This window comes from Klebsiella sp. WP3-W18-ESBL-02 (assembly GCF_014168815.1).
GTDB classification, from domain to species: Bacteria; Pseudomonadota; Gammaproteobacteria; order Enterobacterales; family Enterobacteriaceae; genus Kluyvera; species Kluyvera ascorbata_B.
The window spans coordinates 1,742,952-1,755,269 of sequence record NZ_AP021972.1 but is presented as its reverse complement, the minus strand read 5'-3'; the positions used below and the strand labels follow the sequence as shown (position 1 = coordinate 1,755,269).

The following is a 12,318-nucleotide window of genomic DNA, read 5'->3' as shown; positions in this document are numbered from 1 at the left end:
ATCCTCGGCCCTTTTTCACGTTTTTCGAACGCTTACGCTTTCGCCGCGACCTCACCTTCCGGGCGCTTCAGCACCGCGTAAGACAGGCCCGCCACCAGCGTACCGACGACAATCGCCACCAGATAGCCCAGCACCGGCGTGATCGCGCCAGGAATCAGCAGCACAAACAGACCACCGTGCGGTGCCATCAGTTTCGCGCCAACCAGCATCGAGATAGCGCCGGTTACCGCGCCGCCAACGATGCAGCAAGGCAGAACGCGCATCGGGTCACGAGCGGCGAACGGAATCGCCCCTTCAGAGATAAAGCACAGACCCAGAACCAGCGCCGCTTTGCCCCCTTCACGTTGACCTTTATCGAATTTGTTACGCGCAACCAGCGTTGCAATCCCCATTGCCAGCGGCGGAACCATACCGGCCGCCATGATGGCTGCCATCGGCGCATAGGTTTGCGTAGACAGCAGGCCAACGCCGAAAGCGTATGCCGCTTTGTTAACCGGACCACCCATATCGGTACACATCATCGCCCCCAGAATTGCGCCCAGCAGGACCGCGTTCGCGGTGCCCATGGTCTGCAACCAGTGGGTCAGCCAGTTCAGCAGCGCGGCGACCGGTGTGCCGATCAGGTAGATCATCGCCAGACCCACGATCAGGCTGGAAACCAGCGGAATGATCAGGATCGGCTTCAGCGCTTCCATGCTCGGCGGCAGCTTCAGCTTGGTGCTAATCAGCTTCGCCACGTAACCGGCCAGGAAACCGGCAATGATACCGCCGATAAAACCGGAGCCGCCGCTTACCGCCAGCATACCGCCGATGAGACCTGGGGTCAGACCCGGACGGTCAGCAATGGAGAAGGCAATAAAGCCCGCCAGCACCGGCACCATCAGCGCAAAGGCTGAACCGCCGCCAATCTGCATCAGCGCAGCGGCCAGCGTCCCTTTCACTTCAAATGCTTTGATCCCGAATGCGAAGGACAGCGCAATACACAGGCCGCCCGCAACCACCATCGGCAGCATGTAGGATACGCCGGTCAGCAGGTGGCGATAAGCGCCGCCGCCGCTCTCTTTTTTCGCCGAATCGGCCGGCGTTTTGCTCTGGCCTGAAGGCTGGTACGGCTTGGCCTCGACTATCGCTTTATCCAGCTCCTGCGCCGTTTTCTTCAGCGCCAGGCCGGTTGTTGTACGGTACATCGGTTTACCGGCAAACTTCGCCAGATCCACTTCGATATCCGCCGCCACGATAACCAGGTCAGCCTGCTCAACTTCTTCCGGCGTGATAGCATTGCCCGCGCCCACGGAGCCACGGGTTTCTACTTTCACCCACAGACCGCGTTTTTTAGCTTCGGTTTCAATGGCTTCTGCTGCCATAAAGGTGTGCGCAACGCCGGTTGGACATGCCGTTACCGCCACGATGCGTTTGACCGCCCCGGTCGCCGTCGGCTCAGCCTGCGTCGGCGCTTCGTACGGCAGCGCGTGGGCTTTGGCTTCGCTCAGGAACAGCTCCGGATGAGAGACCGCGCGGTTGATGTCGCCAAGATAAACCTGTTTGCCCGCCAGCGCCGTGTCGGCCGGCAGAGCGGAGCCCAGCACGATCGCCAGTTCAGCATCGTTCGGGTTATCAATTAACTCCAGGCGCGCTTTTTGCGCCGCCGCGCCCAGCAGGGTCTTCGCCATATAAGCACGAGCCTGTCCGAGTTTGGCATCGATAATCAGCAGCGTTTTCATACGCCTCTCCTGCTGTTAGTTAAAGGGTTTCAGGTCGACGCGCGCCATCATCGCGGCCAACTGGGTACGATCGGTAATCCCGACGTTGCTCTGGCTTACCGCCAGCGCGGCAACCGCCGTCGCCAGGCGCAGGGTATGCTCGCTGGACTCGCGCATCAGCAGGCCGTAAATCAGACCGCCAACCATCGAATCCCCCGCCCCTACGGTGCTGACCACTTCCATTGAAGGCGGCTTAGCAATCCACTCGCCGGAAGCGTTCACCCACAGCGCACCTTCCGCGCCGAGCGAAATCACCACGTGGGCGATGCCCTGCTCACGCAGCGCGTGGGCAGCTTCAATCACGTCTTTCATTTCAGGCAGCTTGCGGCCAGCCCAGATTTCCAGCTCGCGACGGTTTGGCTTCACCAGCCACGGCGCGGCTTTCAGGCCCGCCACCAGCGCTTCACGGCTGCTGTCGAAAATGATGCACGGGCACTGACTGCGCAGACGCGTCATCCAATCGGTGAACGCTTCCGGGCTAACGCCCGCCGGCAGGCTGCCGCTGACGCAGACCATATCGAACTGACCCAGCCAGCTCAGGGAATCGTTAACGAAACGCTCCCAGTCCGCCGGCGTCACTTCAAAGCCAGAGAAGTTAAAGTCGGTCACCTCACCGTCTTTCTCGGTCAGCTTCACGTTAATACGCGTACGGCCCTGCACCACCTGGAAGCGGTTGGCAATGCCCAGTTCGCTGAACAGCTGCTGAAAACCGTCCTGGTTATCTTTACCCAGGAAGCCGCCAACGGTCACGTCGATGCCCAAATCTTTCAGCACTCTGGCCACGTTGATGCCTTTACCCGCCGCGTGCAGCCCGGTGGTGCGAACCAGGTTCACTTCGCCACGCTCGATTTCTGGCGTGAACCCTACCAAATCATAGGCCGGGTTTAAGGTAATTGTGGCTACTCTTCTGCTCATTTATGCGCCCTCCCCGAGGCCTGAAGCGATGGCTTCGCCGATGGCGTCCAGCGCCTGACGAGCATCATCACCCTGCGCGGTAAACCGCAGGCGATGACCTTTCTTAACACCCAGCGCCACCACTTTCATCAGGCTGCGGCCGTTAGCCGGTTTACCGCTGCCGTCCAGGTTGGTGACGGTGATGTCGCTGCTAAATTGTTTAATGGTATTGACCAGCATGGTGCCCGGGCGGGCGTGCAGGCCGTGTTCGTTACGAATAACAAATTCTTCGCTCAGCACGTCGTCAGCCGCCGCATCATCGCTGGTCAGCAACGCTAACAGCGTGGCCGCGTCAGCCTTCAGCAGACGTTCAGCTTTGTTGTCCAGCAGCAGGTTGACTAGACGGTTCAGCACGGCCGTTGGCTGCGCATCGGTCATGGCGACGGTAATCAGCACAGATGCCGCTGCTTCACCAACGGTAAACGGCTCGGCCGCACGGCTGACCGCGATAGCGCTGCGCAGGTTGCCTTCAGCGCTGTCGCTCAGCCAGATGCCCTGACCCAGGTTCAGCGGGCGATCGTTGATCACCTTCGCGACAAAATTCGCATCGACGGCGCCGGCTTCTTTTAAACGTGCTGCGTTCAGCGCCTGCAGCGTGACCAGATCGCTTGCCGCGACGTCCAGCGACAGCATGTCGTTGTCCAGCTTCAGCGCTTCGCTCTGTTTTTCCCCCATCAGCAGGGCACGCAACTCTTCGGCGGTCGTCGCGGTTTTCAGCTGTTCAGCCACCGCGTCATCGCTCAGCACATGCGTCAGCTGACGCAGCAGGCCAAGATGCTCGTCGGAGCTGGCGGCAATACCAATGGCGACATAGGCGGTCTGCCCTTCCCCCCAGGTAACGCCCTGCGGGAACTGATAAACCTGAACGCCGGTTTTCAACACCTGATCGCGAGTATCGGTCGTGCCGTGCGGAATGGCGATGCCGTTACCCAAGAACGTGGAGGTTTGTTGCTCACGCGCCAGCATGCCGGCGACGTAACCGTCAGCGACGTTGCCCGCGCTGACCAGCGCAGCGGCAACCTGCCGAATAGCCTCTTCTTTATTCGCGGCCTGCTGGCCGGGATGAATATCCTGAACAGTTAACTGGAACATGGTTCCCCTCGCTCGCTGAATTGAATCGATTCAGCTTTTGTGAGACAAAATCGCCGTACTCCGCGGGACAGATGCTGAAGACGACGCTGAAACGTTTCAATAATTTTGTGCCTTTCTTAATCAGCCTGCAAGTTCTGCTGACATTTTGATTGCATAAATTAGATCTACAGCACATTTCATTAGCATTCACGCCACATTTGCTGAAGCGAGATGATGCTCCCATCAACCACTTCAGCATGATGTAAGCTGGTTTTTTGAAATGCTTTTTTAATTTTTCGTGCCAAATTTGATTCAGGTGACTGTTCATCTTCTGAGCCGCGGCGTAAACTCGCCGCCTCTCCTACAGTGACCGATAAAACAACATGCAAAACAGTACCGCCGCCGCCCCACGGCGATCGTTTGATTTCACGTCCTCATCCTTCCTGATTGTCGCATTTTTGACCGGTATCGCCGGTGCGCTGCAAACGCCCACGCTGAGCCTGTTTCTCAGCAACGAAGTCCACGTTCGTCCGGCGATGGTCGGCTTCTTTTTTACCGGCAGCGCGGTTATTGGTATTTTTGTCAGCCAGTTTCTCGCCTCATGGTCCGACAAGCGCGGCGATCGCAAAAATTTGATTGTGTTCTGCTGCCTGCTTGGGGTGCTGGCCTGCGCGCTGTTCGCCTGGAACCGCAACTACTTTATTCTGCTGTTTGTCGGCGTGTTCCTGAGCAGCTTCGGTTCTACCGCTAACCCACAGATGTTTGCACTGGCGCGTGAGCACGCCGATAAAACCGGTCGCGAAGCGGTCATGTTCAGCTCCATTATGCGTGCGCAGGTGTCGCTGGCGTGGGTGATCGGGCCCCCGCTGGCCTATGCGCTGGCGATGGGGTTCGGCTTCACGGTGATGTATCTGTCGGCGGCGGCAGCGTTTGTGGTTTGCGGCGCCATGGTCTGGCTGTTTCTCCCCACCATGCGCAAAGAAACAACCGCCATCGGCGGCGCTATTCAGGCTCCGCGCACCAATCGTAAAGACGCGCTGCTGCTGTTTGTCATTTGTACCCTGATGTGGGGGACTAACAGCCTCTATATTATTAATATGCCGCTGTACATCATCAACGAACTGCACCTGCCGGAGAAGTTAGCAGGAATCATGATGGGCACCGCCGCAGGGCTGGAAATTCCGACGATGTTGATTGCTGGCTACTTTGCTAAGCGATTGGGCAAGCGCTTTCTGATGCGCGTTGCCGCCGTGGCGGGCCTCTTCTTCTATGTCGGTATGCTGACCTTCAACAGCCCGACGCTGCTGCTCGCTATGCAGCTATTAAACGCGGTGTATATCGGTATTCTCGGCGGGATTGGTATGCTCTATTTCCAGGATCTGATGCCAGGCCAGGCGGGCTCTGCTACCACGCTGTACGCCAACACCTCACGCGTCGGCTGGATTATTGCCGGTTCACTCGCGGGCATCGTGGCCGAAATCTGGAACTATCACACCGTGTTCTGGATTGCGCTGGTCCTGTGTGCCGCAACAATCGTCTGTCTGATGCGGATTAAAGACGTCTAAGGCGCGGTCAGCGCCTCAAGATGCAGTAACCAGGTCATCGCCTCTTCACGGTTTGCGCCGCACATATCGCGCGCGGGCTGCAGCCCGGCACAGACCTTCGGGCGCAGAGGCGAGCCAAAGATTTTGCAGCGCTGGCGTTCGTCCAACTGCACGCAGGGCGTATTGGCCGGTTTGCCGTTGGGCATGCCGGGAATAGGGCTGGTAATAGAAGGAGCAGTGCAGCAAGCCCCGCAGTCCGGACGACACTCCATCAAGGCTCTCTGTTCTGGTGTAGAGGTGGATGCGGCGCACAGTACCACCTTTTAGTCAGAGATAGCAAAAGCCTTTAATTCCGCTTGCCTGAAACGCCCGGCACGAGTACTTTTACGCGATATTTTAGACCCCTTATTCACAGGATAATTGCAATGCCAAGAGCGAACGAAATTAAGAAAGGAATGGTGCTGAATTACAACGGCAAGCTGCTGATTGTAAAAAATATTGATATTCAGTCACCGAGCGCCCGCGGCGCCGCAACGCTGTACAAAATGCGTTTTTCCGATGTCAGCACCGGCCTGAAAGTAGAAGAGCGCTTTAAAGGCGATGATATGGTCGATACCGTCACCCTGAACCGTCGCTTCGTCGATTTCTCTTATATCGACGGTAACGAATACGTGTTCATGGATAAAGAAGACTATACCCCGTACATCTTCTCCCACGACCAGATTGCGGAAGAACTGCAGTTTATCCCGGAAGGCGGAATGCCGGACATGCAGGTGCTGCTGTGGGATGGCCAGGTGCTGGCGCTTGAGCTGCCGCAGACCGTAGACCTGGAAATTGTCGAGACCGCACCGGGCATTAAAGGCGCTTCCGCCAGTTCCCGTACAAAACCGGCTACCCTGACCACCGGTCTGGTTGTCCAGGTACCTGAATACCTGACTTCCGGTGAGAAAATCCGCATCCATATCGAAGAAAAACGCTATATGGGCCGCGCGGACTAACCGCTGATTCTTGCACAATAAAGAAAAAGGACAGCCTGGCAGGCTGTCCTTTTTTATGCGTGTCGTATTTCCCCTCACCCCGATCCTCCCCCGATGGGCGAGGAAGAAAATCGCACGCTGCGCGCCTCGAGGCCCAAGGACACAGCGGCGATTCACTCCCCTCAGAGGGAGAGAATCAGGACAGGGAAATCGCGTTTACAGCAGGTCACGGAACTTGGTCATTTTCAGCGCCAGCTCAACGCCGCGCACTTCCGCCAGACCTTTCAGGCGACCAATCGCCGAGTAGCCCGGGTTGGTTTTCTTCTTCAGATCGTCCAGCATCTGGTGACCGTGGTCAGGACGCATCGGAATCGGACGCAGATCGCCGGCTTTCTTACGACGCTGCTCTTCGGTGAGGATCGCGTCAACCACCGCCACCATGTTCACGTCGCCCTGCAGGTGGGCCGCTTCGTGGAAGGTTTTCGGGTTATCTTCACGGCAGGTGGAGCGCAGGTGCGTGAAGTGAATACGGTCGCCGAAGGTTTCGATCATTTTCACCAGGTCGTTATCCGCGCGCACGCCGTAAGAACCGGTGCACATGGTGAAACCGTTGTTGATGCTGTTAACGGTTTCTTTCAGCCACTGCATATCTTCAATGGTAGACACAATGCGCGGCAGGCCGAGGATCGGACGCGGCGGATCGTCAGGGTGAACCGCCAGGCGCACGCCCACTTCTTCCGCAACCGGCACGATCGCCCGCAGGAAGACAGCCATATTTTCACGCAGCTGATCTTTGCTGATGTGGTCATACTCCGCCAGACGCGCGCGGAACTGGTCAAGGGTATAGCCCTCTTCCGCTCCCGGCAGACCGGCGATGATGTTGCGGGTCAGCTTGGTGACGTCCGCTTCGCTCATGGCGTTGAAGTATTCCAGCGCCTGACGCTGCTCTTCCGCAGAGTAGTCCGCTTCAGCGCCTTCGCGCTTGAGGATGTGCAGTTCAAAGGCCGCGAAGGCAATCTGGTCGAAACGCAGCGCTTTCGAACCGTCTTCCAGCGTGTACTCAAGGTCGGTACGCGTCCAGTCGAGAATGGGCATAAAGTTGTAGCACACGGTATCAATACCGCATTCCGCCAGGTTACGGATGCTCTGCTGATAGTTAGCAATCCAGGTCTGGTACTGACCAGAACCGGTTTTGATGTCTTCGTGAACCGGGATACTTTCAACAACGGACCAGGTCAGCCCTTTTTCAGCCAGCATCGCCTGACGCTGTTTAATTTCTTCAACCGGCCATACCTGACCGTTCGGAATGTGGTGCAATGCGGTCACTACACCGGTTGCGCCAGCCTGACGCACATCATCAAGAGATACCGGATCGTTCGGGCCGTACCAACGCCAGGTTTGTTCCATTGCCTCTACCTCTAAAGTTGTTATACCAATAAAATCACCGTTAATGACGACTACCATACATGTTTATTCTAAACCGTCAAATAATCCGCCTGGATTGATTGATCCAGCTCACAGTAACGGGATAAATACGGCACACCAATTCAATTTGTTGTCATATAACTTTACACTGCGCAGGTTAATTAATCGTTAATTGGATGTGTAAACAATGAAGACTATCGCCTCGTGCCCCCTCCCTGACAGCGTGCAGCGCCCACAATATGATAGACAAAGGCTGCGTTCGCGGATTGTGCACTTTGGTTTTGGCGCCTTTCACCGCGCGCACCAGGCGCTGTTAACCGACCGGGTACTCAACCAGCACGGCGGCGATTGGGGCATCTGCGAAATCAGCCTGTTTAGCGGCGATGTCCTGATGAGTCAGCTGCGTCAGCAGGATCATTTGTTTACCGTGATGGAAAAAAGCGCGGCGGGTAACCAGCCGATTATTATCGGCGCGGTCCATGAGTGCCTGAACGCAAAGCTGGATTCACTCGCCGCCATTATCGAAAAATTCTGCGAACCCCAGGTGGCAATCGTCTCGCTGACCATTACCGAAAAAGGGTATTGCCTCGATCCGGCCACCGGCCATCTCGATTTCACCCAGCCGCGCATCGTGCACGATCTGCAATCGCCGGACGAACCGCATTCCGCGCCGGGGATCCTCGTTGAAGCGCTGCACCGTCGCCGCGCGCGCGGCCTGCCGGCGTTTACCGTGCTTTCCTGCGACAACATTCCGGATAACGGCCACGTCGTCAAAAACGCCGTGCTGGATATGGCGACCCGCCGCGATCCGCAGCTGGCGAGCTGGATTGCTGAACACGTCAGCTTCCCCGGCACCATGGTCGATCGTATCGTCCCGGCGGCCACCGACGCCTCACTGGCTGAAATCACCCGCGAACTTGGCGTTGAAGATCCCTGCGCTATCAGCTGCGAACCGTTTATTCAGTGGGTAATTGAAGACAACTTCGTCGCCGGTCGCCCCGACTGGGGTAGCGTCGGCGCGCAAATGGTCGACAACGTGCTGCCGTGGGAAGAGATGAAGCTGCGTATGCTCAACGGCAGCCACTCCTTCCTTGCCTATCTGGGCTATCTGGCGGATTACGCGCACATCAGCGACTGTATGCAGGACGCGTCCTATCGCCGCGCCGCACGCCACCTGATGATGGCCGAACAGGCCCCCACGCTGAGCATTTCCGGCGTCGATCTCGGCGCCTACGCCGATAGCCTGATCGACCGCTTCAGCAACCCGGCGTTGCAGCATCGCACCTGGCAGATAGCCATGGACGGTAGCCAAAAACTGCCGCAGCGTCTGCTTGACGGTATTCGTATTCACCTGAAAAACGGCAGCCGTTGGCCGCTGCTGGCGCTGGGCGTTGCTGGCTGGATGCGCTACGTCAGCGGTATTGACGATGCGGGCGAGCCAATAGATGTGCGCGATCCGCTGGCGGAAAAAATTCGCGGCATCGTTGCCAACAGCGATGACGAAAGCCGGGTTGCCGCACTGCTGACGCTCCAGGAAGTTTTCGGCAGCGACCTGCCGGCCAATCCAGTGTTTGTGCAAGCCGTTGAACAAGCATGGCAAAGCCTGGTCCACGAAGGCGCACGCCAGGCAGTGCTGACGGCGCTGAACCGTTAACATTTCCTGCCATAACGCGGGCCGATTTTCACGTGGCCCGCTTCTCCCCTTCTCTTTTCATCCCGTTTTCGTCAGGATAGAGTGATCTCGTTAACACTTTTTCTTATCCCGGAGCTCTCGTGACGAAAACCAATCTGATCACCGGCTTTCTCGGCAGCGGTAAAACCACCTCGATTCTGCATCTGCTGGCACATAAACCCGCCGATGAAAAATGGGCCGTGCTGGTCAATGAATTTGGCGAAGTCGGTATCGACGGCGCACTGCTGGCCAACAGTGGCGCATTGCTGAAAGAGATCCCCGGTGGCTGCATGTGCTGCGTCAACGGCCTGCCGATGCAGGTAGGATTAAACACGCTGCTGCGCCAGGGCAAACCGGATCGTCTGCTGATTGAGCCCACGGGTCTGGGTCACCCGAAGCAGATCCTCGATCTGCTGACCGCCCCGGTGTACGAGCCATGGATCGACCTGCGCGCCACGCTGTGTGTGGTAGACCCGCGCCAGCTTCTGGATGAAAAGATCTTGCATAACGAAAACTTCCGCGATCAGCTGGCGGCGGCTGACATCATCGTCAGCAACAAAGCCGACCGCGCAACGGCAGAAAGCCAGCGGGCAATGGCCGACTGGTGGCAGCATAACGGCAGCACGCGCCTGCACGTGGAAGCGACGCAGGGCAATATTGATGTTGCTCTGCTTGATACCCCGCGCCACAACCTGACCGAGCTGCGCGCCAGCGCCGCCCATGCGCATTCACATCCCTCGAACAAAGGTCTGGCCGCCTTAAGCCTGCCGGCGCACCAGCGCTGGCGTCGCAGCGTCAATGAGGGCCAGGGCTACTATGCCTGCGGCTGGATTTTTGATGCCGACACCACTTTTGATACCATCGGCCTGCTCGAATGGGCGCGGCTGGCTCCGGTCGCCAGGCTGAAAGCGGTGATGCGTATTCCTGAGGGCCTGGTGCGTATTAACCGCCAGGGGGCCGATCTGCATATTGAAACGCAGAATGTCGCTCCGCCCGACAGCCGAATCGAGCTCATTCACGACGCGCAGTGCGACTGGAATGCACTACAATCCGCGCTGTTGAAACTTCGTTTAGGGTAATGCCGCTAAGGTTTCCTGCGAGATTAACTGCGGTGAATTTGATAATGCGAACACGTTTTCCCTTGATTTTGTTACTGAACGCCGCCGGCGTGGCGTTATTTATGTCCTGGTATCTGCCTGCCAATCACGGGTTGTGGTCGACCGCGGACCTGGCTATTTTTCAATTATTTAATCAAGGGTTAACGCCGGATAACCTCGGCTATGCGTGGTTTTTAGCCATTATTAACAACCGCGCGTTCGACGGCTGTTCGCTGCTGGCAATGGGCTGCCTGATGCTGAGCTTCTGGGTTAAAGAAAACGGCGAAGGCCGTCGACGTATCGTCATTATTGGCCTGGTCATGCTGCTGGCGGCGGTAATCATTAATCAGCTGGCCCAGCATCTGATGCCGGTCACCCGTAGCAGCCCATCGGTTTCCGTCCCCGGCGTACACCGCGTCAGCGATTTTATTGCCTTCTCCACCAAAGACGGTTCACGCGACAGTTTCCCCGGCGACCACGGAATGATGCTGCTGATATTTGCCACCTTCATGTGGCGCTATTTTGGTCGTAAAGCGTTCGCTATTTCACTGGTTATTTTTGTGGTTTTCGCTTTCCCGCGCGTAATGATCGGCGCCCACTGGTTTACCGATATCGCCGTCGGCTCGCTCACCGCCGTACTGATTGGCGTACCGTGGGTGTTAATGACGCCATTAAGCGATACCCTCATTTCGCTATTTGAGCGAAATTTACCCAATTTCGCCAAACTGAAATTAGGTCACTAAATAACCATTGTGTCTGACACAGCAAAGAGAGGGCCACGGCCCTCTTTTTCATTTCTTATATATTTTTTATCAATGTAATCTTCCGGTCACAATATTCACCAGAATAATGAATGAGTTGCCCATTTTCTGTCCACTGCAGGCGTTTTTTTACCCATTCACAAATTTTAACTTTGTGTATCACTATTTCTTATAAAAAATAGGGCAAAAGCGCTCGCAATGCCGCTTTCGTTAAGGTAATCTCATTCGCGTTTGTCGCTTCGAAGGGCAATTATTGCGTTCTTAAATTAAAGTTTGTGCGCTGCGCCACAAAACTGAATTCAAAGAATTGTCTCATTGATTGCGTGTATTTAGTCTCAGACGCGTTTGGCATTTTTTATAACGGCTACGGTCGTTAAGGACTTCAAGGGAAAACAACGAAAATGGTCAAATCTCAGCCGATTTTGAGATATATCTTGCGAGCGATTCCAGCAGTAGCAGTTGCGGTTCTGCTTTCTGCCTGTAGTTCAACCGGTAATACCGCAAAGAATATGCATTCTGAGACGCTTGGTGTGGGTAGCGGTGATACCTCTTCACTGCAAGCCTCTCAGGATGAATTTGAAAGTATGGTGCGTAACCTCGACGTGAAATCACGTCTGATGGAGCAATACGCAGGCTGGAAAGGCGTCCGTTACCGTCTGGGTGGCGACACCAAACGCGGCATCGACTGCTCCAGCTTCGTCCAGCGCACCTTCCGCGAACAGTTTGGTTTAGAGCTGCCGCGCTCCACCTGGGAGCAGCAGGAAACGGGCAAATCCGTTTCGCGCAGTCAGCTTCGTACCGGTGACTTAGTACTGTTCCGCGCAGGCTCAACCGGCCGTCACGTTGGTATTTATATTGGTAACAACCAGTTCGTTCATGCATCCACCAGCAGCGGTGTGACCATTTCCAGCATGAATGAGCCATACTGGAACAAGCGTTACAACGAAGCTCGCCGCGTGTTGAGCCGTTCGTAATGGCCCTTACCGCCGGTTTCCCTTGGCTGGCGGTAAGCATAAAAAAAGCACTGCTCTGGCAGTGCTTTTTTTATGCTTCATCA

The 12,318-nt window shown here is 56.4% G+C and carries 11 protein-coding genes; 6 read left to right on the top strand and 5 right to left on the bottom strand.

Annotated features, from left to right (window positions below):
* Positions 1–32 precede the first annotated feature (32 nt).
* Genes fruA through fruB form a run of 3 tightly spaced genes read right to left on the bottom strand, consistent with a single transcriptional unit; the run spans position 33 to position 3,806 of the window.
* The gene (gene fruA / locus H7R56_RS08280; RefSeq protein WP_106924391.1) at positions 33–1,721 is read right to left on the bottom strand and encodes a PTS fructose transporter subunit IIBC; all 1,689 of its coding nucleotides are present in this window, start codon (positions 1,719–1,721) and stop codon (positions 33–35) included.
* A gap of 15 nt (positions 1,722–1,736) precedes the next feature.
* Positions 1,737–2,675, bottom strand: a complete 939-nt coding sequence (fruK, locus tag H7R56_RS08275; protein WP_106924390.1) for a 1-phosphofructokinase — start codon at positions 2,673–2,675, stop codon at positions 1,737–1,739.
* Positions 2,676–3,806, bottom strand: coding sequence for a fused PTS fructose transporter subunit IIA/HPr protein (gene fruB, locus H7R56_RS08270; protein ID WP_106924389.1), 1,131 nt, complete (start codon positions 3,804–3,806; stop codon positions 2,676–2,678).
* A gap of 362 nt (positions 3,807–4,168) precedes the next feature.
* Here fruB and setB point away from each other — a divergent pair, with 362 nt between their 5' ends.
* Entirely contained in the window at positions 4,169–5,350 is a 1,182-nt protein-coding gene (setB, locus tag H7R56_RS08265) for a sugar efflux transporter SetB (protein WP_106924388.1), read from the top strand.
* On the opposite strand, the gene H7R56_RS08260 is transcribed toward setB, so the two are convergent.
* Entirely contained in the window at positions 5,347–5,601 is a 255-nt protein-coding gene (locus H7R56_RS08260; protein WP_106924387.1) for a YkgJ family cysteine cluster protein, read from the bottom strand. The genes setB and H7R56_RS08260 overlap by 4 nt on opposite strands.
* A 153-nt stretch (positions 5,602–5,754) precedes the next feature.
* On the opposite strand from H7R56_RS08260, the gene yeiP reads away from it, so the two are divergent.
* Entirely contained in the window at positions 5,755–6,327 is a 573-nt protein-coding gene (yeiP, locus tag H7R56_RS08255; RefSeq protein ID WP_106924386.1) for an elongation factor P-like protein YeiP, read from the top strand.
* Positions 6,328–6,522: 195 nt separating this feature from the next.
* Here yeiP and uxuA read toward each other — a convergent pair whose 3' ends face one another.
* Positions 6,523–7,713 (bottom strand): mannonate dehydratase, encoded by a 1,191-nt coding sequence (gene uxuA, locus H7R56_RS08250; RefSeq protein WP_106924385.1) that lies wholly within the window; start codon positions 7,711–7,713, stop codon positions 6,523–6,525.
* 205 nt (positions 7,714–7,918) lie between these two features.
* Between uxuA and H7R56_RS08245 the strand changes: the two genes are divergently transcribed.
* From H7R56_RS08245 to mepS, 4 genes are all read left to right on the top strand, one after another.
* Entirely contained in the window at positions 7,919–9,385 is a 1,467-nt protein-coding gene (locus tag H7R56_RS08245) for a mannitol dehydrogenase family protein (protein ID WP_106924384.1), read from the top strand.
* A gap of 119 nt (positions 9,386–9,504) precedes the next feature.
* Entirely contained in the window at positions 9,505–10,482 is a 978-nt protein-coding gene (locus H7R56_RS08240) for a CobW family GTP-binding protein (RefSeq protein WP_106924383.1), read from the top strand.
* Between the two features lie 44 nt (positions 10,483–10,526).
* Positions 10,527–11,243 (top strand): phosphatase PAP2 family protein, encoded by a 717-nt coding sequence (locus tag H7R56_RS08235; RefSeq protein ID WP_181357951.1) that lies wholly within the window; start codon positions 10,527–10,529, stop codon positions 11,241–11,243.
* 419 nt (positions 11,244–11,662) lie between these two features.
* Complete coding sequence (mepS, locus tag H7R56_RS08230) at positions 11,663–12,235, top strand: bifunctional murein DD-endopeptidase/murein LD-carboxypeptidase (RefSeq protein WP_106924382.1); 573 nt, start codon at positions 11,663–11,665, stop codon at positions 12,233–12,235.
* Positions 12,236–12,318: the final 83 nt, after the last annotated feature.